15 protein-coding genes are annotated in these 24,156 nt (G+C 69.2%); 11 read left to right on the top strand and 4 right to left on the bottom strand.

Features of this window, described 5'->3' with window-relative positions; genetic code table 11:
* Positions 1-71: 71 nt before the first annotated feature.
* Both N4G70_RS17670 and N4G70_RS17665 read right to left on the bottom strand, forming a co-directional pair.
* Entirely contained in the window at positions 72-1,010 is a 939-nt protein-coding gene (locus tag N4G70_RS17670) for a VCBS repeat-containing protein (RefSeq protein WP_261713613.1), read from the bottom strand.
* 169 nt (positions 1,011-1,179) lie between these two features.
* Positions 1,180-5,010, bottom strand: a complete 3,831-nt coding sequence (locus tag N4G70_RS17665) for a GH92 family glycosyl hydrolase (RefSeq protein WP_261713612.1) — start codon at positions 5,008-5,010, stop codon at positions 1,180-1,182.
* 484 nt (positions 5,011-5,494) lie between these two features.
* Between N4G70_RS17665 and ngcE the strand changes: the two genes are divergently transcribed.
* From ngcE to N4G70_RS17610, 11 genes are all read left to right on the top strand, one after another.
* A complete protein-coding gene (gene ngcE, locus N4G70_RS17660; protein ID WP_261713611.1) occupies positions 5,495-6,919 on the top strand; it encodes an N-acetylglucosamine/diacetylchitobiose ABC transporter substrate-binding protein in 1,425 nt (474 codons plus the stop codon).
* A gap of 45 nt (positions 6,920-6,964) precedes the next feature.
* Positions 6,965-7,891, top strand: coding sequence for a carbohydrate ABC transporter permease (locus tag N4G70_RS17655; protein ID WP_261713610.1), 927 nt, complete (start codon positions 6,965-6,967; stop codon positions 7,889-7,891).
* Between the two features lie 10 nt (positions 7,892-7,901).
* The gene (locus N4G70_RS17650) at positions 7,902-8,813 is read left to right on the top strand and encodes a carbohydrate ABC transporter permease (RefSeq protein ID WP_261713609.1); all 912 of its coding nucleotides are present in this window, start codon (positions 7,902-7,904) and stop codon (positions 8,811-8,813) included.
* A 226-nt stretch (positions 8,814-9,039) separates the two neighbouring features.
* Entirely contained in the window at positions 9,040-10,239 is a 1,200-nt protein-coding gene (locus N4G70_RS17645; RefSeq protein ID WP_261713608.1) for an ROK family transcriptional regulator, read from the top strand.
* 133 nt (positions 10,240-10,372) lie between these two features.
* Positions 10,373-11,476, top strand: a complete 1,104-nt coding sequence (locus N4G70_RS17640) for a sugar ABC transporter substrate-binding protein (protein WP_261713782.1) — start codon at positions 10,373-10,375, stop codon at positions 11,474-11,476.
* A 196-nt stretch (positions 11,477-11,672) separates the two neighbouring features.
* On the top strand, positions 11,673-12,461 hold the full coding sequence (locus N4G70_RS17635; protein WP_120720786.1) for an ATP-binding cassette domain-containing protein: 789 nt from the start codon (positions 11,673-11,675) through the stop codon (positions 12,459-12,461).
* Positions 12,458-13,762, top strand: a complete 1,305-nt coding sequence (locus N4G70_RS17630; RefSeq protein WP_388728857.1) for a sugar ABC transporter permease — start codon at positions 12,458-12,460, stop codon at positions 13,760-13,762. The genes N4G70_RS17635 and N4G70_RS17630 overlap by 4 nt, the downstream gene beginning before the upstream one ends.
* Positions 13,763-13,939: 177 nt before the next feature.
* On the top strand, positions 13,940-15,865 hold the full coding sequence (gene dxs / locus N4G70_RS17625; RefSeq protein ID WP_261713607.1) for a 1-deoxy-D-xylulose-5-phosphate synthase: 1,926 nt from the start codon (positions 13,940-13,942) through the stop codon (positions 15,863-15,865).
* A 148-nt stretch (positions 15,866-16,013) separates the two neighbouring features.
* Positions 16,014-17,507, top strand: coding sequence for an amino acid permease (locus N4G70_RS17620; protein WP_261713606.1), 1,494 nt, complete (start codon positions 16,014-16,016; stop codon positions 17,505-17,507).
* A 74-nt stretch (positions 17,508-17,581) separates the two neighbouring features.
* Positions 17,582-19,108: a glycosyltransferase family 39 protein gene (locus tag N4G70_RS17615; protein WP_261713605.1), complete on the top strand. Its 1,527-nt coding sequence runs from the start codon at positions 17,582-17,584 to the stop codon at positions 19,106-19,108.
* Positions 19,109-19,282: 174 nt separating this feature from the next.
* Positions 19,283-20,434, top strand: coding sequence for a hypothetical protein (locus N4G70_RS17610; protein ID WP_261713604.1), 1,152 nt, complete (start codon positions 19,283-19,285; stop codon positions 20,432-20,434).
* 145 nt (positions 20,435-20,579) lie between these two features.
* Here the strand turns inward: N4G70_RS17610 and N4G70_RS17605 are convergent, their stop codons facing one another.
* Positions 20,580-22,721 (bottom strand): 3-hydroxyacyl-CoA dehydrogenase NAD-binding domain-containing protein, encoded by a 2,142-nt coding sequence (locus tag N4G70_RS17605; RefSeq protein WP_261713603.1) that lies wholly within the window; start codon positions 22,719-22,721, stop codon positions 20,580-20,582.
* Complete coding sequence (locus N4G70_RS17600) at positions 22,718-23,944, bottom strand: acetyl-CoA C-acyltransferase (protein ID WP_261713602.1); 1,227 nt, start codon at positions 23,942-23,944, stop codon at positions 22,718-22,720. Before N4G70_RS17600 ends, N4G70_RS17605 begins: the two co-directional genes overlap by 4 nt.
* Between the last annotated feature and the right edge of the window lie 212 nt (positions 23,945-24,156).

Genomic DNA, 24,156 nt, shown 5'->3' with positions numbered 1-24,156 from the left:
GTGCGGCCCTGCCGCTTTCGCGCGCCGGGACCCCGGGACGTCGCCGAGGTCTCACAGCTGCCGTCGACGCCTCAGGACGTCATCAGGCGGTAGATGGTGTAGTCGGTGCCGATCTGTACGCGCGGCTGGTACGGGGCGGCGGCCTGACCCGTGCCCCGGTACAGCCACAGGCCGCCGCCCGTGTCCCGGGCGATGAGGTCGGTCTTGCCGTCCAGGTCCACGTCTCCGCTGGAGAGCAGCTTGTTGAACATGTTCCAGCCGGAGCCGATCTTCGTGCGGGGTGCGAAGGGGGCCGTGTAGCTGCCCGTGCCCTTGTAGAACCACAGCACGCCCGCGGTGTCCCGGGCCACGATGTCGGCCTTGCCGTCGCCGTCCAGGTCGCCCTTGCCGGCGAGCTGGGTGTAGGCCTCCCAGCCGGCGCCGACCTTGATGCGGCCGGTCATGGTGCCGTCCCCGTAGCCGAGGTACAGCCACAGCACGCCCGTCTTGTCGCGGGCGATGAGGTCGTAGCCCTGTGCGCCGCCGAGGTTGCCCGGCGAGAGCACCGTGTCGTAGATGTTCCAGCCGCCGCCGATCGCCTTGCCGGTGGCGGGGGCGGCGGTGGGGTAGAACTCCAGGTTCCCGCCGGCGTCCCACTGCCACTCGCCGTCGATGTAGCCGTCGGCGTCGTTGTCGACGAAGGCGTCGTTGGCCAGGTTCGGGAAGGTGCCGTCCACCTCCTCACGAGCGGTCAGGCCGCCGCTGCCGTTCGGGCCGTAGATCCAGCCGGTGTTGGCGCTGTCCACGCCCAGCAGCGGGAAGACCGGGTTCGCGGCGTTGGCTGCCGCGGGGGCCGCCGCGGCGAGGGCCGCGGCCTTCGGCGCGTTGCGCGGGGCCGCTGGCATATGGCCCGGGTAGGCGGCGCCGGCCGAGGCCGCTGCGGCGCTCGCGCCGACGAGAGCTGCGGCTATCGCCGCCACGGCGAGGCGGGACAACGCCTTGCCGCTCCTACCGCCGTTGTGATTGGCCACGTAGTGCTCCTGGACTTCGGTGAGCGAAAGCGCGGACGGGGCGCCGTACGACCCATGAGCCGTACGACACCCCACCGCGCTGCTTCACCGCATCCTTACATCTCAACTCGTCCGAATACCGGGAAAGATGAGCTTTGCCCGGGTGAAATCCCCCGGAATTCCCGGCCGTTCAGGAGAGCAGCTCGACCTCCGCCAGCGTCGCCCCGCCTCCGTTCCCGCTCACCAACCGGTAGTGCGCGTACGCGCCGGGGGCCCGCAGGGAGAACACCCGGGTCTGGTGATCCCAGGTGAAACGCTCGTCGGCCCGGCGGTCGACGTCCTTCCATGTCGTGCCGTCGGCGGAGGCCTGAAGTGTCCAGGACGTCGGCGCCTTGGTGCGGTCCGCGGAGGTGAGGGTGTACTGGAGCGCGCGGGGGGCGCCCGCCACCGGCAGTTCCACCGTCGTGAACTCCGCCGACGTCGCCGAGGAGTTGTCGAACAGCGGGCCGGAACCGGTGAGCGCGTCGGCCGGGGGAGCGGGCACCTTGTCGTCCTGGGCGATGGAGACCGGCGCCGCGTTCTTCCCGGTGCCCCACGACGAGGGCCTGGCGCCCATGGCGAAGTCGAGCGTGCCGCCCCGCGCCAGCAGGTCGTGCGGCAGCGCCGTGGAGTTCCACGCCTTCCCGTCGACCTTCAGGGACTGCACATAGACGTTGGTCGCGCTGTTCTTCGGCGCCTTCACCACCAGATCGCGGCCGTTCTCCAGATGGACGGTCGCCTTGGTGAACAGGGGCGAGCCGACGGCGTACTCTCCGCTGCCCATGACCAGCGGATAGAAGCCGAGCGCCGAGAACACGAACCAGGCCGACTGCTCGCCGTTGTCCTCGTCACCGTGGTAGCCCTGCCCGATCTCGCTGCCGTTGTACAGGCGCCGCAGCACCTCCCGGATCTTCTCCTGCGCCTTGTCCGGCCGGCCCGCCGCGTCGTACATGTAGGTGACGTGGTGGGCGACCTGGTTGGAGTGGCCGTACTGGCCCATCCGCACATCACGCGCCTCGGTCATCTCGTGGATGACGCTGCCGTACGATCCGGCGAACTCCGGTGAGGCGGTCTCCGGCGTCGCGAAGTAGGCGTCCAGCTTCTGGGCGAGGCCGGCTCGGCCGCCGTACAGGTTGGCCAGGCCCCGCGAGTCCTGCGGGGCCGTGAAGGCATAGCCCCAGCCGTTGGTCTCGGTGTAGTCGTAGCCCCAGACGCGGGGGTCGAACTTCGCGCTGTCCACGCGCCATTGGCCGTTCGCGTCCTTGCCCTGGAAGAAGCCGGCCTTGCCGTCGAAGAGCTTCACGTAGTTCTGGGCCCGGCCCATGAAGTACGCCGACTCCTCCTTGTAGCGGGGCTTCTTGGTCTTCGCGTACAGCGCCTGGCCCATCTTCGCGAGGCCGTAGTCGTTGACGTATCCCTCCATCGACCAGGACAGGCCCTCGGGCGTGGAGGTCGGCGCGTAGCCGAGGAAGGGGGAGGTGTCCATGCCCTTGCGGCCGACCCCCGAGGACGGCGGGGCGACCGTCGCGTTCTTCAGGGCCGCCTCGTAGGCGGCCTCCGCGTCGAACGTCACGCCCTTCACATAGGCGTCCGCGAAGGCGACGTCGGAGCTGGTGCCGGTCATCAGGTCCGCGTAGCCGGGCGAGGACCACCGCGAGATCCAGCCACCGTCCTTGTACTGCTGGACGAAGCCGTCGACCATCTCGCCGGCCTTCTTCGGGGTGAGCAGCGAGTACGCCGGCCAGGTCGTGCGATAGGTGTCCCAGAACCCGTTGTTGACGTAGACCGTGCCGTCGACGACCTTCGACCCGGTGTGCGTGGGGGTGTCCTCGCCGGTCTTCGGGGAGAACGGGCTGGCGTACCGGTTCTTCGAACCGACCTTCTCGAAGCCGGAGTTGGGATACAGGTACAGCCGGTACAGCGAGGAGTACAAGGTGGTCAGCTGCTCCTGCGAGGCGCCCTCCACCTCGATGCGGCCGAGGATCCTGTCCCAGGCCTGGCGGGCCCGGTCCTTGACCGTGTCGAAGCCGGCCCGGGCGGGAATCTCGGCGGCGAGGTTCGCCCGGGCCTGGTCCACGCTGATGAGGGAGGTCGCGAGCCGCAGGGTGACCGTGCGGTCCTTGCCGGGCTTGAAGCGCGCGTAGCCGGTGACGTCGGCGCCCCCGCCGCCGGGCAGCTTGCCGCTCGCGGTGACCGGCGCGTCGAAGACGCCGTACACGAAGAGCCGTCCGGCGCCGGCCGACAGACCGCTCTTGACGTCGGAGTAGCCGGTGAAGGAGCGCGTGGCCGCGTCCAGGGTGAGGCCGCCCTGGTTGGTGACGTTGTCGAGGATCAGGCTCGCGTCGTCACCGGGATAGGTGAACCGCATCATCGCCGCGTGGTCGGTGGGCGTGATCTCCGTGGTGAGGCCGTTCTCGAAGGTGACCCCGTAGTAGTACGGCCTGGCGGTCTCCCGCTCGTGGCGGAAGGGCAGCGCGCGGGCGGTGCGGGAGGCGTCGGGGGTGCCGGCCGCAGCGGACGGCATCACCTGGAAGGTCTGCCGGTCGCCCATCCACGGGCTCGGTTCGTGGCTGGCGCTGAAGGCCTGGAGGGTGGGCAGGTTGTCGGCGTTGTTGCGCCGCGCGTAGTCGTACAGCCAGTCCTGCGATCCGGCGTTGGTGACCGGGGTCCAGAAGTTGAACCCGTTGGGCACCGCCGTGGCGGGAAAGTTGTTGCCGCGCGAGAAGGAGCCGCTGGAGTTGGTGCCGCGGGTGGTGAGCGCGTAGTCGGAGAGGTGCGCGAGCGGCTTGGCGGGCTTCTTCGGCGCGATGGTGAGGTCGTCGATCCAGCCCTGGAACGCGGCGGGGCCCTGGGGGGAGTCGTACGCCACCAGGATCCGGTCCACCGTCCGGCCGGCGGCGACCGTGCCGATCACCGAGGAGACCTGGTTCCACTGGTTGACGTAGAGCGTCTTGGCGGCGCCCTGGCCCTGGGGAGTGAGCAGCCCCCCGTGCGAGTCGACGGCCTTGAGGTCACTCAGATAGGTGCCGTCGGTGAAGGCGAGGTCCACGGCCACGTGGGTGGCGGGGTAGGTGAGGTCGGTCTCCGTCATCGACGGGAAGATCTTGTAGTCGAGCTCGGTGTCCCGGGCCACCGGCACATCGACGTCGAAGACCTTGTTGTACGAGTAGCCCGGGCCCTTGGCCTTGTGGGTGCCGGCGTAGCGCAGCGCCCGCTTCCCGGTGAAGCCCGCGTTCGCCTTGGCGGTGGGGGAGCCGCCGGGGCCGCGGTCGGGCACGGTCAGCATGTCCGGCGGAGTGGGCGTGCTTGTGTCGCCGTTGGAGAACTGGACATCACCGAGCTGGGTGATCGAGGCGCCGCCGTTGGCGGTGATCTCCAGGCGGTAGTGCGCGTAGGCGGTGGTGTTGGTGAAGTCGTAGGTCGTGGTCTGGAAGCGGCTCTTGAAGCTCTGCCCCGAGCGGCTGTCCAGACTCTTCCACTCCTTGCCGTCCACCGACCCCTTCAGCGTCCAGTCCCTGGGGTCGCGTTCGGGCGCGTCATTGGCCGACGTCAACGCGTAGGCGAGGATCTTCACCGGTTCGGAGAGATCGAATTCCAGCCAAGCCGTCGGCTGGAAAGCGAGCCATTTGGTGCTCGGCTGGCCGTCGACGAGGTTCTCCTTCACCTCCCCGCCGTCGGTGTTCTCGGCGCTGGCCCGGACGTTGGTGACCCGGTCGGTCACGTTGCCCGGTATCCCACTGGCGAAGGCGCCGTCGACCCCCGAGGACCGCTTGGTTCCGGCCCGGTCCGTCTCTACGGTATTGGCCCAGTCCGGCTGGGGCTCGCCGGTCTCGAAGGAGGTGCCGAACCGGCCGCCGTGCGTGGCCGGTTGGGCGGTCGCGGACGGCGTCCCGACGGCCCACTGGGCCGTCACGACGAGCAGGAACGAGGCGGCGGCCAGGGCGGCCGCCGGTCCTCGTCGGTACCGGGATCTGGGCAGCATGCTGGCCCTTTCCTTCGGCGCGCGCCGGTCGTGACCGGCAGATGCGAGGTGGACAACGTTGTCAGAGAGAAAACGCAGGATCCAGTAGCGCGGCAAGTACGGGGTGGTGTCAAGGGTGTTGGGAAGGAATGCGTGGCTTGAATCGGCGCGGCAATGCAGTCGTCAAGGTGTGTAATGCGCGTCAAAAGGAGCGGCCTGTCCTCATTGGTACGTACCAATGAAATACATCTCCGAGGTCTCAACTCGGGAAAGACTGTCGGCCAACCGTGCTTTCGATCTTGCTCAGTTGACGGGAAGTGGACTATACCTGTCGGCGTCCGGGCAACCCGCTGAACGCGGGCGGGGGAACCGCGTGCGGGCCGGTCGGCCCGGGGCCGGGCAGCCTCCGCGATGGATGTACGGCATCACTCACGCTTCAACTGTTCGCGGGCGTCGGCGGATTCCGCTGCACCGCATGAGTCCTGGAGAAGGCGAGGACTTGAGCATGGGATCCGAGATCAACCGTCGTGACGCACTCAAGCGGGCCATGGCAATCGGCCTGCTGGCAGTGCCGGCGACGTCGCTTCTGAGCGCGTGTGCCAGTTCCGACAGCGGTGACACCACCAAGAAGCCCAGTTCTCAGGGCACCAAGTCGGCGGACAATCCGCTGGGCGTCAACAAGGGAACCGCCCTTGAGGCGTTCGTCTTCAAGGGCGGTTTCGGCGACGACTACATCAAGTCCGCCGAGGCCGACTACAACGCCAAGTACGGCATCACGATCAAGCACACCGGCACCCAGGCCATCGGCCCCAAGCTCCAGCCCCGGTTCGCCAGCAGCAGCCCGCCGGACTTCATGGACAACTCCGGCGCCGACAACCTCGACACCGCGGCCCTCGCCAAGACCGGCAAGCTCCAGGACCTCACCCCGCTCCTGGACGCGCCGACCATCGACGACCCCTCGAAGAAGGTCCGCGACGTCCTGATCGCCGGCACCGTCGAGCAGGGCCAGTTCGGTTCCAAGGAGATGTACGCGTTCAACTACGCGTTCACCGTCTACGGCACCTTCTACTCCAACAAGCTGTTCAAGGAGAAGGGCTGGACCTACCCCCAGACCTTCTCGGACATGCTGGCGCTCTGCAAGAAGATCAAGGCCGCGGGCATCGCGCCGTTCACGTACCCGGGCAAGTACCCGTACTACGTGCACTTCGACCTGCTGCACCAGATCGGCAAGGTCGGCGGCAAGGAGGCCCTCAACGCGATCGACAACCTCGACGACGGCGCCTTCAAGACCGACGCGGTCAAGGAGGTCATCGCGTACTACGAGGAACTGGCCGGCCAGGGCTACTTCCTCCAGGGCTCCGAGGGCATGACCCACATCCAGATGCAGACCGCCTGGACCCAGGGCCGCGCGGCGATGGTCTCCGACGGCTCCTGGGTGGAGAACGAGGCCGCGCCCACCATGCCGAAGGACTTCGACCTCGCGGTCGGCTCCCTCATCGGCTCCGGCCCGAACGACAAGCTGCCCTTCGGCGCCCTGTACGCGGCGGCCGGCGAGCCCTTCATCGTGGCCAAGGACGGCAAGAACCCCACGGGTGGCATGGAGCTGCTGCGCATCATGCTCAGCAAGAAGCAGACCTCCAACTTCACCAACGCCATCAAGTCGTTGACCTGTGTCCAGGGCGCCGCCGACGGCCTCTCCCTGACCCCGGGCCTCACCTCGGCGAACGCCGCCCTGAAGGCGGCGGGTCCCAACGTGCTCAACTCCCGGCTCCAGGACTGGTACAAGAAGCTGAACAACGAGACCATCGGCAACCTCACCCTGGACCTGCTCTCCGGCAAGATCAAGGCGACCGAATGGATCGACCGCGCCCAGAAGGCGGCGGACGACACCAAGAAGGACTCCTCCGTCCCGAAGTTCAAGCACCTCTGACGAGGCCGCTTAACCCCACTGGCTGAGACGAGAGCGACCGGCGACATGCGACACGGCAAGTACCGGTTCATCATCGGATTCCTGGCAATTCCCCTGGCGCTGTACGGGGTCCTCGTGATCTCGCCCTTCCTCCAGGACTTCCAGATTTCGCTGACGAGCTGGAGCGGACTGACCCCCGAGAAGAATTTCATCGGGTTGGACAACTATCAGAAGCTGATCCACAACGACCTGTTCTGGAAGGCGTTGTGGCACAACGTTCTTCTGCTGCTCTTCGTGCCGGTCGTCACGCTGGCCTTCGGTCTCTTCTTCGCCTTCATGCTGAATGTCGGCGGCCGTCGCAGGGGTTCTGCGGGGGTCGCCGGCGTGCGGGGCTCGGGCCTCTACAAGGTGGTCTTCTTCTTCCCGCAGGTTCTCTCGATCACGATCATCGCGATCCTGTGGCAGCAGATCTACAATCCCGATCCGCAGAACGGAATGCTCAACTCCCTGCTGTCGAGCGTCGGTCTGAGTTCGCTCCAGCAGTCCTGGCTCGGCGATTCCAGCATCGCGCTGATCTGCATCATGGTCGTGATGGTGTGGGCGAACGTCGGTTTCTACGTCGTCCTGTTCTCGGCCGGCATGGCCTCCATCCCGGGCGAGATCTACGAGGCGGCCCTCCTGGACGGCGCCTCGCGGGTCAAGACGTTCTTCCGGATCACCCTGCCGCTGCTGCGGGACACCGTGGCCACCGCCTGGGTCTACATGGGCATCATCGCGATGGACGCGTTCATCTACGTACAGCTCATGTCCGTGAACGTCGGCGGTCCCGACGAATCCACCGACGTGGTCCCGCTGCTCCTGTACAAGACGGCGTTCCGGGACAACAGCCAGTACGGAATGGCAGCCGCCATGGGTGTCGCGATGCTGATCGTGACCCTCGTGTTCGCCATTCTCAGCATGCGGCTCTCGCGCCGTGAGCGCATCGAATTCTAGGGATGGCGCGATGACCACCGAAACCATGCAGGTGGACGGCGAGCAGTCGTCCGCACCCGCCGCCAGCGCCGCCCGCTGGAAGTGGCGCAGCAGCGAGGGGGGCGTGCTCAACGCCTTCTCCCACGTGTTCCTCCTGGTCTGGGCGCTCATGGTGGGCGTACCCCTGCTGTGGGCGCTGTGGAGCTCGTTCAAGACCTCCGGCGACATCCTCACCCACCCCTGGGCGCTGCCCACCGAGTTCCACTTCGAGAACTGGTCGCGGGCCTGGAGCAAGGCCAACATCGGGCAGTACTTCCTCAACACGGCGTTCGTGGTGGGGGTTTCGACCGCCGGCACGATGCTGCTCGGCTCGATGGCGGCCTATGTGCTGGCCCGCTTCGAGTTCCCCGGCAACAGGTTCATCTACTTCCTGTTCGTCGGCGGCATGGCGTTCCCCGTGGTGATGGTCCTCGTGCCGCTCTTCTTCGTCACCAAGAACCTGGGCATCCTCAACACGCTGCCCGGCCTGATCCTCATCTACATCGCGTACTCGCTGCCGTTCACGGTCTTCTTCATGACGGCGTTCTTCCGGACGCTGCCGACCACCGTCGCCGAGGCCGCGCTCATCGACGGGGCCTCGCACACCCGCACGTTCTTCCAGATCATGCTGCCGATGGCCAAGCCGGGCATCATCAGCATCGGCATCTTCAACGTGCTCGGCCAGTGGAACCAGTACCTGCTGCCGCTGGTGCTCAACCAGGGCGACACCAAGAACTGGGTGCTCACCCAGGGGCTCGCGGACCTCGCCGTGCAGCAGGGCTACCAGGGCGACTGGGGGGCGCTCTTCGCGGGGCTCTCGATCGCGATGCTGCCCGTGCTCGCCGTCTACATCGTCTTCCAGAAGCAGGTCCAGGCTGGCCTGACGGCGGGCGCCATCAAGTAGCCGACGCCCGTGTGAGCCTTCTTCCCCCGACCGCCCGTGGGCCCCGTGCCCACGGGCGGTCGTGTGTGCCCCGATCCGCTCCGCGTCTGCTCAGGTCTTGACGGGAGACCACCCAGAAGGCTGAGCTTAGGGTTCACATGTTGGAGATAAGACGGGGCCTCATTGCTGCGGCTCCGTGCGGGGGCGGCCGTCGTGCCGTCCGCCTACGGCGGGAGTGGATGAGTCGATGGAGACTCCGGGGTCGCAGACATCACTGCACCGGGCCAACCTGGAGCGGGTCGTACGCGCCGTGCGCATGGCGGGCTCGCTCACCCAGGCCGAGATCGCCAGAACGACGGGTCTGTCCGCGGCCACCGTCTCCAACATCGTCCGCGAGCTGAAGGACGGCGGGACCGTCGAGGTCACCCCCACCTCGGCCGGCGGGCGCCGGGCCCGCAGCGTCTCGCTCAGCGGCTCGGCCGGCATCGTGATCGGCGTCGATTTCGGCCATACGCACCTGAGGGTCGCGGTCGGCAACCTGGCCCACCAGGTGCTCGCCGAGGAGTCCGAGCCGCTCGATGTCGACGCCTCCTCCGCGCAGGGCTTCGGCCGGGCGGAAGAGCTGGTCAAACGCCTGATCGCGGCCACCGGCATCGGCCAGGACAAGATCATCGGCGTGGGCCTCGGCGTGCCCGGTCCCATCGACGTGGAGTCCGGCACGCTCGGCTCCACCTCGATCCTGCCGGGCTGGACCGGCATCAACCCCAGCGAGGAGCTCTCCGGGCGCCTGGGCGTGCCGGTGTACGTCGACAACGACGCCAACCTGGGCGCCCTCGGCGAATTGGTGTGGGGCGCCGGGCGCGGGGTGCGCGACCTCGCGTACATCAAGGTCGCCAGCGGTGTGGGCGCCGGTCTGGTGATAGACGGGCAGATCTACCGCGGGCCCGGCGGCACCGCGGGCGAGATCGGGCACATCACCCTGGACGAGTCGGGCCCGGTGTGCCGCTGCGGCAACCGCGGCTGCCTGGAGACGTTCACGGCGGCCCGCTATGTGCTGCCGCTGCTGCAATCCAGCCACGGCGCCGATCTCACGATGGAGCGTGTGGTCCAAATGGCCCGCGCGGGTGACCCGGGGTGCCGGCGGGTGATCGCGGACGTCGGGCGCCACATCGGCAGCGGCGTCGCCAACCTGTGCAACCTGCTCAACCCGAGCCGGGTGGTCCTCGGCGGCGACCTCGCGGAGGCCGGGGAACTCGTTCTGGGACCCATCAGGGACTCGGTGTCGCGGTACGCGATCCCCAGCGCCGCACGGCAGTTGTCGGTTCTTCCCGGAGCGCTCGGCGGCCGGGCGGAAGTGCTGGGCGCGCTCGCTCTCGCGCTGAGTGAAATGGGCGATTCGACCCTGTTGGACAGTGCGATCCCGGCCTCGGCTCCTGCCTTCACTTAGATAACGGATGGCACCGTTGTCATCTCGTTAAGGATTTACTCCTTGACGGTGGGCTTAACGCCGAGTTGACTTCCAGCCACCTCGGCCGCAACGTCGCGGCCTCGTCAGGGAGGTTTCTGAAGTGAACACGAACATGCGTCGTGCCGCTGTAGCCGTTGCCGCCACCGCGATGGCCGTCTCGCTCGCCGCCTGTGGCAGCGCCAAGGAGTCGGGCGGCGGCACCAAGTCGTCCGACGGCGCGAAGAAGGGCGACGACCTCAAGATCGGTCTGCTGCTCCCGGAGAACCAGACCGCGCGCTACGAGAAGTTCGACAAGCCGCTGATCGAGGCCAAGGTCAAGGAACTGACCAACGGCAAGGGCCAGATCGTCTACGCGAACGCCAAGCAGGACGCGACGACGCAGAACCAGCAGGCCGACACGATGATCACCAACAAGGTGGACGCGCTCATCGTGGACGCGGTCGACTCCAAGGCCATCGCCGGCTCGGTCAAGAAGGCCAAGGACGCCGGCATCCCGGTCGTCGCCTTCGACCGCCTCGCCGAGGGCCCCATCGACTCCTACGTGTCGTTCGACAACGAGGAAGTCGGTCACGTGCAGGGCAAGGCCCTCCTGGAGGCCCTGGGCGACAAGGCGAAGTCCGGCGACATCGTCATGATGAACGGCGCCGTCACCGACCCGAACGCCAAGCTCTTCAAGAAGGGCGCCCACGCCGAGCTCGACGGCAAGGTGAACATCGGGAAGGAGTACGACACCAAGGAGTGGAAGCCCGAGAACGCCAACGCCAACATGGAGGGCGCGCTCTCCGCCCTGGGCAAGGACAAGGTCATCGGCGTCTACTCCGCCAACGACGGCATGGCGGGCGGCATCATCACCGCCCTCAAGGCCGCCGGCCTCGCCAAGCTCCCCCCGGTCACCGGCCAGGACGCCGAGCTCGCGGGTGTGCAGCGGATCCTCTCGGGCGAGCAGTACATGAGCGTCTACAAGTCCTACCCGCAGGAGGACGCGATCGCCGCCGAGATGGCGGTCAAGCTCGCCAAGGGCCAGGACCTCGGCTCGCTCGCCCCCAAGAAGCTCGACTCGCCGACCACCAAGGGCGTGCCGTCGAACATCGTCCCGGTCGTGTCGCTGACCAAGGCCAACATCAACGACACGGTCATCAAGGACAAGATCTACACGGTCGCCGAGCTCTGCACGGCCACCTACAAGGCCGCCTGCGACGCGGCCGGCGTCAAGTAGCTCCTCCTGTCAAGTCCCTTGCGGCGCAAGGGACTTGAGGGATCGCACCGCCCCTCCGGCGCCCCGCGCCCGCCCATGTCCCGCTGCGGCGGGGGCGCCGGACGAAACGTTCTTCCCCTTTCTGTTCTCTTCTGCTCGACCTCCGCGCCCCCACCCCTACGGGCGCGGCATCCCCGCCGGTCAGGCGGCGAAGGAGATGGTTCACGTGTCCGCTACGCCCGTGTTGGCGTTGCGCGGGGTCTCCAAGCGGTTCGGTGCCGTTCAGGCGCTCACCGACGTAGAGCTTGAGGTCCACGCCGGTGAAGTGGTCGCCCTGGTGGGCGACAACGGCGCCGGAAAGTCCACGCTGGTCAAGACGATCGCCGGCGTGCACCCCATCGATGACGGCGTCATCGAGTGGGAGGGCAAGGCCGTCCAGATCGGCAAGCCGCACGACGCCCAGACCCTCGGCATCGCGACCGTCTACCAGGACCTCGCGCTGTGCGACAACATCGACGTCGTCGGCAACCTCTACCTCGGGCGCGAGCTGAAGAAGCGCGGTGTCCTCGACGAGGTCGAGATGGAGCGCCGCTCGCGCGAGCTGCTCACCACGCTGTCGATCCGCATCCCGAGCGTGCGCATCCCGATCGCCTCGCTCTCCGGCGGTCAGCGCCAGACGGTGGCCATCGCCCGCTCGATGCTCGGCGAGCCCAAGCTCGTCATCCTCGACGAGCCGACCGCGGCGCTCGGCGTCGAGCAGACCGCGCAGGTCCTCGACCTCGTGGAGCGGCTGCGCGAGCGCGGCCACGCCGTCGTCCTCATCAGCCACAACATGGCCGATGTGAAGGCCGTGGCCGACAAGGTCGCGGTGCTCCGGCTCGGCCGGAACAACGGTGTCTTCGATGTGAAGACCACCTCGCAGGAAGAGATCATCTCCGCCATCACCGGGGCCACGGACAACGCCGTGACCCGCCGTGCGGCGCGCAACGCGGAGGTTCAGAAGTGAGCACCGACAAGACCTCCCCGGCCGACCTCGGCAAGCCCGCCGCGGCCCCCGTGGACGCGCCGCCCGCGGCCGAGGCCGCCTCCACCGTGGTGGACCCCCGCCTGCTCGTGCGCGAGCAGGGCCTCACCGGCTACCTCGGCGAGTTCAAGCGCAAGGTGCGCGCCGGTGACCTGGGCGCGCTGCCCGTCATCATCGGCCTGGTCATCATCTGCATCGTCTTCCAGAGCCTGAACTCGAACTTCCTCACCGCCGGCAACCTCTCGGACATCTCCGTCGCCATGGTCGGCACGGGCATGATCGCGGTCGGCATCGTGTTCGTGCTGCTGCTCGGCGAGATCGACCTGTCGGTCGGCTCGGTCAGCGGTGTGGCGGGCGCGTCCTTCGCCGTGCTCAACATCATCCACGGCACGCCCGAGTGGCTGGCGCTGATCCTGGCCATCCTGACGGGCACGGTCGCGGGCGCCCTGCACGGCTTCATCTTCGCGCGGATCGGCGTCCCCGCCTTCGCCGTCACGCTGGCCGGTCTGCTGTTCTGGAACGGCTTCATGCTGAAGATCCTGGGCGACAACGGCACGATCAACACCAACGGCTCCGGCGTCTTCTACAACCTGTCGAACTACTTCTTCAGCGATGTCGCGGTGGCCTACGGCGCCGCAGCCGTCGCCGTCGCCGTGTTCTTCCTGTCCGCGTTCTTCGACAGCCGCCGCCGCGAGGCCGCGGGCGTCCCCTCGCGGCCGCTGAACGAGATCGTGCTGCGCACCGTGCTGCTCGCCGTGGTGGCCTTCGCCGCGGCCTTCATGTTCAACCAGTACAAGGGCCTGCCGCTGGCCGTGGTGATCTTCCTCGCGGTGCTGATCGTCACCGACTTCGTGCTCCGGCGCACCGCGTACGGCCGCATGATCTTCGCGCTCGGCGGCAGCGTCGAGGCCTCCCGCCGTGCCGGTATCAACATCGTGATGGTCCGCACCTCGGTCTTCGCGATCTCCGGCACCTTCGCGGCCGTCGGCGGCCTCTTCATCGCGTCCAAGATCAGCGCGGCCAACCAGGGCGCGGGCAGCGGTGAGCTCCTGATGAACGCCATCGCGGCGGCCGTCATCGGCGGTACCAGCCTCTTCGGTGGCCGCGGCCGCACCTGGAACGCGCTCCTGGGCGTCCTGGTCATCGTCTCGATCCAGTACGGCCTGGCGCTCGAAGGCGTCGCCTCGGCGATCCAGCAGATGATCACCGGTGGTGTGCTTCTGCTCACCGTGATCATCGACGCCGTCACCCGCAAGACCCAGAAGTCCGCGGGCCGCGCCTGACCTGCCCCGTTCCCGACGTGCCCGGCGCCCCTGAGGCGCCGGGCACGTCTGCGCGTGGTGTCCCGGGTGTGCAACACGGGTGACACAGAACGCACCGCCCCGCGACCGCGGTCGCGGCCGGAACATTAGACTCAACGGATCGGCATGCTCGACCAGCACGGATGCAAGGAGGCACGGGTGCCGCTGCTTACCCGTATCAGGGGACCGCGCGATCTTGACCGGCTCAGCCCGGAGCAGCTCGACCAGCTGGCGGCAGAGATCCGGACCTTCCTGGTGGACGCGGTCTCCAAGACCGGCGGACACCTCGGTCCGAACCTCGGTGTGGTGGAACTGACCATCGCACTGCACCGCGTTTTCGAATCCCCCCGGGACCGGGTCCTGTGGGACACCGGGCACCAGAGCTACGTCCACAAACTGCTCACCGGGCGGCAGGACTTCTCCCGGCTGAAGATGAAGGGCGGCCTGTCCGGTTACCCGGCGCGCGCCGAGTCGGACCACGACGTCATCGAGAACAGCCACGCCTCGACGGTCCTCGGCTGGGCCGACGGCCTCGCCAAGGCGAACGAGGTGCTCGGCAAGGACGACCACGTCGTCGCGGTCATCGGCGACGGCGCGCTGACCGGCGGCATGGCCTGGGAGGCGCTGAACAACATCGCCGCCGCCAAGGACCGCCCCCTGGTGATCGTGGTCAACGACAACGAGCGCTCGTACGCGCCGACCATCGGGGGCCTCGCCAACCACCTCGCCACCCTGCGCACCACGGACGGCTACGAGCGCTTCCTGGCCAAGGGCAAGGACCTCCTGGAGCGCACGCCGGTCGTCGGCAAGCCGCTGTACGAGACCCTGCACGGCGCCAAGAAGGGCCTCAAGGACTTCATCGCCCCGCAGGGCATGTTCGAGGACCTGGGCCTGAAGTACGTCGGCCCCATCGACGGCCACGACATCGAGGCCCTGGAGTCGGCGCTCCAGCGCGCCAAGCGCTTCGGCGGCCCGGTCATCGTGCACTGCCTCACCGAGAAGGGCCGCGGCTACCAGCCGGCGCTCGCGGACGAGGCCGACCGCTTCCACGCGGTCGGCAAGATCCACCCGGACACCGGCCTTCCCGTGTCGACCTCCGGCCTCGACTGGACCTCGGTGTTCGGCGAGGAGATGGTCGAGATCGGCAAGGAGCGCGAGGACATCGTCGCGATCACCGCGGCCATGCTCCAGCCGGTCGGCCTCGACAAGTTCGCCAAGGCCTTCCCCGAGCGGGTCTACGACGTGGGCATCGCCGAGCAGCACGCCGCGGTCTCCGCGGCGGGCCTCGCCACCGGCGGGGTGCACCCCGTCTTCGCGGTGTACGCCACCTTCCTCAACCGCGCCTTCGACCAGGTCCTGATGGATGTCGCGCTGCACAAGTGCGGCGTGACCTTCGTGCTCGACCGGGCCGGCGTCACCGGCACCGACGGCGCCTCGCACAACGGCATGTGGGACATGTCGATCCTCCAGGTCGTGCCCGGCCTCAGGATCGCCGCCCCGCGCGACGCCGACCAGGTACGCGCCCAACTGCGCGAGGCCGTCGCGGTGGAGGACGCCCCCACCGTGGTGCGCTTCTCCAAGGGCGCGGTCGGCCCCGCCGTCCAGGCCGTGGGCCGCGTCGGTGGCATGGACGTGCTGCGCGAGCCCGCCTCGTCCGGGGCGCGCCCCGACGTGCTCCTGGTCTCGGTCGGCGCGCTCGCGCCGATGTGCCTGGAGATCGCCGACCTCCTGGACGCCCAGGGCATCTCGACGACCGTGGTCGACCCGCGCTGGGTCAAGCCGGTCGACGAGGCCATGGCGCCGCTCGCCGAGAAGCACCGCGTCGTGGTGACCGTCGAGGACAACAGCCGCGTGGGCGGCGTCGGTTCGGCGATCAGCCAGGCGCTGCGCGACGCGGGCGTCGACGTGCCGCTGCGCGACTTCGGCATTCCGCCCCGCTTCCTCGACCACGCCTCGCGCGGCGAGGTGATGACGGAGATCGGTCTGACCGCGCCCGACATCGCCCGTCAGGTGACCGGTCTGGTCTCCAAGCTGGACGGACGGTTCGAGGAGAGCCGCGCGGCGGCGGAGCCCGTGCGCGACTGATCATGTGAGCGCAGGTCAATGGGCCGGACCGATCTCCCGTACGGGTGATGGGTCCGGCCCGTTCGCGTGAAAAACGCGCTCAGCCCGGTACCCGTACCTCCTCTCCTCCCGATCATGGCGAGGACGTTGAGCTAGCGGAGGTGCACGGGTGGCCAGTAAAGGTCTGTTCCGGACCAAATCGATCGAACAATCCATCAGAGACACGGAGGAGCCAGAACACGCACTCAGGAAGTCGTTGTCCGCTCTCGACCTCACCGTCTTCGGGGTCGGAGTCATCATCGGCACCGGCATCTTCGTCCTCACGGGCAAGGTCGCCAAGGAGAACGCCGGGCCGGGCGTCTCGCTCGCGTTCGTGGTCGCGGGCGTCGTGTGCGCGCTCGCCGCGCTCTGCTACGCCGAGTTCGCCTCGACAGTGCCGGTGGCCGGATCCGCGTACACCTTCTCCTACGCCTCGCTCGGCGAACTGCCCGCGTGGATCATCGGCTGGGACCTGGTGCTCGAATTCGCGCTCGGCACGGCGGTGGTGGCGGTCGGCTGGTCCGGTTACGTCCGCTCGCTCCTGGACAACGCCGGCTGGCATCTGCCCGAGGCCCTCAGCGGCCGCGACGGCGCCCACGGCTTCGGCTTCGACATCCTCGCGGCCGCCCTGGTCCTGGTGCTCACCGGCATCCTCGTCCTCGGCATGAAGCTGTCGGCCCGGGTCACCTCGGTCGTCGTCGCCATCAAGGTCACGGTCGTCCTCATCGTGATCATCGCGGGCGCGTTCTTCATCAACTCCGACAACTACTCGCCGTTCATCCCCAAGGCGCAGGCACAGAGCGCGGGCAGCGACCTCAAGGCCCCGCTCATCCAGCTCATGTCCGGCTACGCCCCCACCAACTTCGGTGTGATGGGCATCTTCACCGCCGCCTCGGTCGTCTTCTTCGCCTTCATCGGCTTCGACATCGTGGCGACCGCCGCCGAGGAGACCAAGAACCCGCAGCGGGACATGCCCCGCGGCATCCTCGGCTCGCTGCTCATCTGCACCCTGCTGTACGTGGCCGTCTCGATCGTGGTGACGGGTATGCAGCACTACTCCAAGCTGTCGGTGGACGCGCCGCTCGCCGACGCGTTCAAGGCCACCGGCCACCCCTTCTTCGCCGGCATCATCAGCTTCGGCGCCGCGGTGGGCCTGACCACGGTGTGCATGATCCTGCTGCTCGGCCAGACCCGGGTGTTCTTCGCGATGAGCCGGGACGGGCTGCTGCCCCGGTTCTTCTCGCACGTCCACCCGCGCTTTCGCACCCCGCACCGGCCGACCATCCTGCTCGGCGTGATCATCGCGATCGTCGCGGGCTTCACCAGCCTCAGCGAACTGGCCGACCTGGTGAACATCGGGACGCTGTTCGCGTTCGTCGTCGTCGCGATCGGCGTCGTCATCCTGCGCCACACCCGGCCCGAACTGCCCCGCGCCTTCCGCACCCCGCTGGTGCCCTGGGTGCCCGCGCTCGCGGTGGCCGCCTCGCTGTGGCTGATGCTCAACCTGCCCGCCGAGACCTGGATCCGGTTCGGCGTGTGGATGGCGATCGGCGTGGTCATCTACTTCGTCTACGGCCGCCGGCACAGCCGCGTCGAGGAGACCGCCACCCCCACCACCCGGTAACCGGCGCGCGATTCCGCAGGCGGCCCCGTATGTCCCCGTGATCGGGGCCTACGGGGCCGCATAGGGTGGCCCGCATGCTCGCCGAGCCACCACCGTCGCTCCGATCCGTGACCACGAGCACGCTGCCGGGCCAGCGCCGTCGCCCCACCGGCCCCACCGACCCGAACTCCCGGACGCCCGGGGGCTACTGGCGGCGCCTGCTGCCGGTCCTCGCCGTGCTCGCCCTGCTCACCCGCCTGCCGTCCTTCCGTCACCCCCTGTGGAGCCCCGACGAGGGCTATCTCGCCGTCCAGGCACGCCTCCTGGCGAGCGGCGGCACCCTGTACGCCACCGTCGTCGACCGCAAACCACCCCTGCTGCCCTGGCTGTACGAGGCCGCGTTCGCCCTGTGCGGGGACGGCTCGCTCGGCCCGCTGCGCCTCGCCGCGATCGCCGCCCAGCTCCTGACCGCGCTCGCGCTCGCCTCCACCGCCCGCCGCCGCTGGGGCGACCGCGCGGGGCGCGCCGCGGGTGTCCTGTACCTGCTGGTCTCGGTGGGGCTCAACCCGGAGGACGCCCAGGCCGCCACCTTCGAGGTGTTCATGCTGCCCTTCACGGCGTTCGCCGTCCGCTGCGCCGACCGGGGGCACTTCGCCCGGGCCGGCCTCGCGGTCGCCGGGGCCTGCCTCACCAAACAGACCGGCGGCGCCGCCCTCGTCCCCGTCCTGTGGCTGGCGTGGCAACACCCCCGGTCCTGGCGAACCTCCCTGCCCCGTACGGGAGTTGGGCTTGTCGTGCCGATCCTCGCGGTGGCCCTGCTCACCGGGCCCTCCCGCTTCCTGTTCTGGACGGTGACCGGTTCGGCGGCCTACGCCTCCTTCACCGGCTCCGAACTGCACGTCCTGACCAGGGGGTTGACCAACACCCTCATCCTGGGCGCGGGCTGCGCCGGGCTCCTGCCACCGGTCGTGCGGGTGCTGCGCATCGCCCGGACCGGTGCCGGAGATCTGTGGCTCTGGCTGATCGCCTCGGCGGGGGCGGTCCTGCTCGGCCTCCACTTCTTCGGCCACTACTACCTCCAGCTCATCCCGCCCCTGGTGCTGCTCGCCACCGGCGCGCTCCAGATCCTGCCCGCCCCCCGGCTCACCAGCGCGCTGTCCACCTGCGCCTGCGCGTGCGCCCTGTTCCTGGTGTGGGGCGTGCTCGCCCCGCGCCCGGACCTCGCCCACACCGAGCGCCTCGCCGCGGCCGTCGAGGCCCGCACCGCGCCCGCCGAACGGGTCCTGGTCTGGGGCATACACCCGGAGACGTACTGGCTGGCCCGGCGCGCCCCCGCGAGCCGCTATCTGACCGCGGGGCTGCTCACCAACTACAGCGGCGGCCGGGACGGCCCCCAGGTGGGGGAGAAGTACGGGGTGGACGGTGCGTGGCCGGTCTTCCGCGCCGAGCTCGCCGACCGTCCGCCGGCACTCGTCGTGGACGACTCCCGTGGCAAGCCCTTCGCCCCCGACCGCCTCCCCACCCTGCGCCGCTTCCTCGCCGCACGGTACGAGCGCAGCGCCGTCGTGGACGGGGCCGTCTTCTACGTGCGGGCGGACCGGCCCTCACCCGGGCGGACGTAGTCCATGGACGGGACCGCCGCTCCGGACCCTGCGGCGAGCGGTGAAAAGCCCCACGTGGGGACGGAAATCCCGGGGAAAACAGGGGCCGCGACCAGTGTTAAGGTCGCTCAAAGTCGCTGTTTTGCTGGACCCGGACGCTCAAGCGGATCCGGTGGGGAAAGGTGGTCGTGGACCATGGCACTGAGGTCTCGACGGACAGCGGGCGGTGAGCCCCCGCGGGCCGGTGGCATCGTCACCGCACCCGTCCCCGCGACCCCCCGCGTGGCGACCGAGGACGGCCGCCCCACGGTCACCGGCTGGCTCCGGCTCGGCAAGGACGGCCGGCTCTCCGCGTACGCGCCCGCCACCGGCGGCGTGGCCCGCTGGACCGAGACACGGCCGGGCGGCGCCTGGACGGGCCCCGAACTCGTGGCGCCGGGCAAGGGACTCCAGTCGCACCTCTCGGTCGCCCAGGGCCCCGACGGCTATGTGCACCTCACCGCGCTGCGCCAGACCCCCATCGAGGACGGCGGCACCTGGACCGAGCTCGTCCACGCCATCCAGTACCAGACGGGCCGCCCGGTCAAGAACTGGGCCGTCGTGGGCTCCCCCTATCCTCGGCGGGACTGGAAGCTCGGGCTGCGGATGGGCCACCCCTCGGTGGGCGTCGACTCGCTGGGCAACGCCCAGATCGTCGTGCGCAACGCCTTCGGCGGGGTCTCCGCGCGCGGCCAGGAGCCGTCCGGCAAGTGGGCCGGCTGGGCCGACCTCAACGGCAACGGCGCCGACCGCTCGATATCCGTCGTGGCGTCCGAGGGTGGCCGGATGTTCATCCACGCCCCGTCCGACGACGGCATCATGCGCTTCCGACGGGCCGCCGCCGACGCCAAGTTCGAGCGCATCGACAAGCTGCCCGGAGACCCGGAGACGGCCACCGTCAACGGCCTGGAGACCGGCGCGGAAGGCAGTGTCACCTTCTTCCTGCGCGACGCCAAGTCCGGCGAGCTGCGCGCCTGGCGCGGGGACGGCCCCATGGAGTCGCTCGGTGGCCGTGGTTCGGGTCCGGTCGCGGTACTGCGCACGGAGATCGACGGTGTCGACTGCACGGTGCTGGCCCAGCGCGACCGCGACGGCCGCCCGGCGATAGCGGCCTACCCCACCGAGCGGGAGGACGCCGGGGTCACCTGGACCCCGACTGGTGACGTCTGCGTGGGCGCCCCCGCGTTGACGGTGGACGCCGACGGCCGGGTCGTGCTCGGCGTGTTCACGGCCGACGGCGGCCTGCGGATCACCCGCCAGCGCACCGACGAGCCGGGCCTGGCCCTGGAGGCCTGGCAGCAGGTCTGACACCCACGCGCACCAAGGCCCGGGACCACGACGGTCCCGGGCCTTCGCGTATCGCCTGACGCCCCGTCAAGGGCCGTGGCGGGCACGGCACTTGGACGTGACAGCGGCCCCGCACCGAAGTGCGGGGCCGCTGTCGTGGAACGGGTTACGCCGGGACGCTCGCGACGCCCTGCGCCAGGAACTTCTTGCCGTTCACGCGCTCCGAGACGCCTTCGCGGTCCAGGTACGGCGTGATGCCGCCCAGGTGGAAGGGCCAGCCGGCGCCCGTGATCAGGCAGAGGTCGATGTCCTGGGCCTCGGCGACGACGCCCTCGTCCAGCATCAGACCGATCTCCTGCGCCACCGCGTCCAGGACGCGGTCGCGGGTCTGCTCCTCGGTCAGGGCCACGTCGCCCTGCTTGAGGAGGGCGGCGACCTCCGGGTCCAGCTCCGGCTTGAAACCGTTCTCGGCGGAGTAGACGTAGAAGCCGCGCTTGCCGGCCTTCACGACCGCGGCCAGGTTCTCGGAGACCGTGAAGCGGTCCGGGAAGGCGCGGTTGAGGGTCTCGGACACGTGCAGACCGATGGCCGGGCCGACCAGTTCGAGCAGGACCAGGGGCGACATCGGCAGACCGAGCGGCTCGACGGCCTTCTCGGCGACGGCGACCGGGGTGCCCTCGTCGATGACGTTCTGGATCTCGCCCATGAAGCGGGTCAGGATGCGGTTGACGACGAACGCCGGGGCGTCCTTCACCAGGACCGCGGTCTTCTTCAGCTTGCGCGCCACCCCGAAGGCCGTGGCCAGCGAGACGTCGTCGGTCTGCTCGCCGCGGACGATCTCCAGGAGCGGCAGGATCGCGACCGGGTTGAAGAAGTGGAAGCCGACGACCCGCTCGGGGTGCTTCAGCTTCGACGCCATCTCGGTGACCGACAGCGAGGAGGTGTTGGTGGCGAGGATCGCGTGCGCCGGGGCGACCGCCTCGACCTCCGCGAACACCTGCTGCTTGACGCCGATCTCCTCGAAGACCGCCTCGATGATGAAGTCGGCGTCCGAGAAGCCCTCCGCCTTGTCCAGGACACCGGAGACCAGGCCCTTGAGACGGTTGGCCTTGTCCTGGTTGATCCGGGACTTGGCGAGCAGCTTGTCGATCTCGGCGTGGACGTAGCCCACACCCTTGTCGACGCGCTCCTGGTCGATGTCGGTCAGCACGACCGGCACCTCCAGGCGGCGCAGGAACAGCAGGGCGAGCTGCGAGGCCATCAGGCCCGCGCCGACCACGCCGACCTTGGTGACCGGACGCGCCAGGTTCTTGTCCGGGGCGCCGGCCGGGCGCTTGGCGCGCTTCTGGACCAGGTTGAACGCGTAGATGCCGGACCGCAGTTCGCCACCCATGATCAGGTCGGCGAGCGCGCTGTCCTCGGCGTCGAAACCGGCCTGGAGGTCGCCGTCCTTGGACGCCGCGATGATGTCGAGGGCGCGGTAGGCGGCCGGGGCGGCGCCGTGCACCTTCGAGTCGGCGATGGAGCGGCCCTTGGCGACGGCCTGGTCCCAGGCCTCGCCGCGGTCGATCGCGGGACGCTCGACGGTGACGTCGCCCTTGAGGACGTTCGCCGTCCAGATGAGGGACTGCTCCAGGAAGTCGGCTCCCTCGAACAGGGCGTCCGCGATGCCGAGTTCGAAGACCTGCTTGCCCTTGAGCTGACGGTTCTGGTTCAGCGAGTTCTCGATGATGACCGAGACGGCCTTCTCGGCGCCGATCAGGTTGGGAAGCAGCGTGCAGCCGCCCCAGCCCGGGACCAGGCCGAGGAAGACCTCGGGCAGCGAGAACGCGGGCAGCGCCTTGGAGACGGTGCGGTAGGTGCAGTGCAGACCGACCTCGACACCGCCGCCCATGGCCGCGCCGTTGTAGTACGCGAAGGTGGGGACCGCGAGGCCCGCCAGGCGCTTGAAGACCTCGTGGCCGCCCTTGCCGATGGCCAGCGCGTCCTCGTGCTTCTTCAGCAGCTCGACGCCCTTGAGGTCGGCGCCGACCGCGAAGATGAACGGCTTGCCGGTGACACCGACGCCGACGATGGAGCCCTCGGCGGCCTCCTTCTCGACCTGGTCGATGGCGGCGTTCAGGTTCGCCAGCGAGCCGGGGCCGAAGGTGGTCGGCTTGGTGTGGTCGAAGCCGTTGTCGAGCGTGATGAGCGCGAAGCGCCCGGCGCCGTAAGGCAGTTCGAGGTGGCGTACGTGCGCGGACGTCACGACCTCGTCCGGGAACAGCTCGGCCGCGCCCTTGAGAAGCTCAGCGGTGGTGGTGCTCACTTGCTGCCTCCGGCGTCCTTGTGGTGCGGGTTCTCCCAGATGACCGTGGCGCCCATGCCGAAGCCGACGCACATGGTGGTGAGGCCGTAGCGGACCTCCGGCTGCTCCTCGAACTGCCGGGCCAGCTGCGTCATCAGGCGTACGCCCGAGGAGGCGAGCGGGTGGCCGTAGGCGATGGCGCCGCCGTACTGGTTGACGCGCGCGTCGTCGTCGGCGATGCCGTAGTGGTCCAGGAACGCGAGGACCTGGACGGCGAACGCCTCGTTGATCTCGAAGAGGTTGATGTCCTCGATCGACAGACCAGCCTTGGCGAGGGCCTTCTCGGTCGCCGGGATCGGGCCGTAGCCCATGACCTCGGGCTCCACACCGGCGAAGGCGTAGGAGACGAGGCGCATCTTCACGGGGAGGTTGTTCTCCCGCGCGAACTCCTCGGACGCGATGATCGACGCGGTGGCGCCGTCGTTGAGGCCGGCCGCGTTGCCCGCGGTGACGTTGCCGTGGACGCGGAACGGCGTCTTCAGGTTCGCCAGGCTCTCCAGGGTGGTGCCCGGACGCATCGGCTCGTCGGCGGTGACCAGACCCCAGCCGGTCTCGCCCACCTCGGCGTTGGTGTTGCGCACCGAGATCGGGACCAGGTCCTGCTGGATCTTGCCGTCGGCGTAGGCCTTGGCGGCCTTCTCCTGCGAGCGCACGGCGTACTCGTCGGCGCGCCGCTTGGTGATCTGGGGGTAGCGGTCGTGCAGGTTCTCGGCGGTCATGCCCATGAACAGGGCGGACTCGTCGACCAGCTTCTCGCTGACGAACCGCGGGTTCGGGTCGACGCCCTCGCCCATGGGGTGACGGCCCATGTGCTCGACGCCACCGGCGATGACGGCGTCGTACGCGCCGAACGCGATGGAGCCGGCGACCGAGGTCACCGCGGTCAGGGCGCCCGCGCACATACGGTCGATGGAGTAGCCCGGCACGGACTGCGGCAGACCCGCGAGGATGCCGGCCGTGCGGCCCAGGGTCAGACCCTGGTCACCGATCTGCGTGGTCGCGGCGATGGCGACCTCGTCGATCTTCTTGGGGTCGAGGGCCGGGTTGCGGCGCAGCAGCTCCCGGATCGCCTTGACGACGAGATCGTCGGCCCGGGTCTCGTGGTAGATGCCCTTCGGGCCCGCCTTGCCGAACGGGGTGCGGACGCCGTCGACGAAGACGACGTCCCTGACGGTACGAGGCACGATGGCTCTCCTCCAGGTGCGGGATGGCACTGCTGCGCTTGGCTTGCGCGCCGGCTGAGCGCGCGCTCACCTGCCCCATGCTACTTGCGGGTAACCAAACTGCCCAGTCCCCTGGGCGGGAGCGGCGAAGGTCACACTGCGGGGTCACCCCCCTGGGGCTTCGCCCCAGACCCCGGGGGTGGGCCGGCCTGCGGGCCGGGGCCGCGTGCCGC

This window comes from Streptomyces sp. ASQP_92 (genome assembly GCF_025399895.1).
GTDB lineage: Bacteria > Actinomycetota > Actinomycetes > Streptomycetales > Streptomycetaceae > Streptomyces.
This window is presented reverse-complemented; position numbering and strand designations above follow the sequence as displayed.

Coding starts and splice junctions, on each gene's coding strand:
- N4G70_RS17665 (WP_261713612.1), bottom strand. CDS start 5,010: ATGCTGCCCAGATCCCGGTACCGACGAGGACCGGCGGCCGCCCTGGCC.
- ngcE (WP_261713611.1), top strand. CDS start 5,495: ATGGGATCCGAGATCAACCGTCGTGACGCACTCAAGCGGGCCATGGCA.
- N4G70_RS17655 (WP_261713610.1), top strand. CDS start 6,965: ATGCGACACGGCAAGTACCGGTTCATCATCGGATTCCTGGCAATTCCC.
- N4G70_RS17650 (WP_261713609.1), top strand. CDS start 7,902: ATGACCACCGAAACCATGCAGGTGGACGGCGAGCAGTCGTCCGCACCC.
- N4G70_RS17645 (WP_261713608.1), top strand. CDS start 9,040: ATGGAGACTCCGGGGTCGCAGACATCACTGCACCGGGCCAACCTGGAG.
- N4G70_RS17640 (WP_261713782.1), top strand. CDS start 10,373: ATGCGTCGTGCCGCTGTAGCCGTTGCCGCCACCGCGATGGCCGTCTCG.
- N4G70_RS17635 (WP_120720786.1), top strand. CDS start 11,673: ATGGTTCACGTGTCCGCTACGCCCGTGTTGGCGTTGCGCGGGGTCTCC.
- N4G70_RS17615 (WP_261713605.1), top strand. CDS start 17,582: ATGCTCGCCGAGCCACCACCGTCGCTCCGATCCGTGACCACGAGCACG.
- N4G70_RS17610 (WP_261713604.1), top strand. CDS start 19,283: ATGGCACTGAGGTCTCGACGGACAGCGGGCGGTGAGCCCCCGCGGGCC.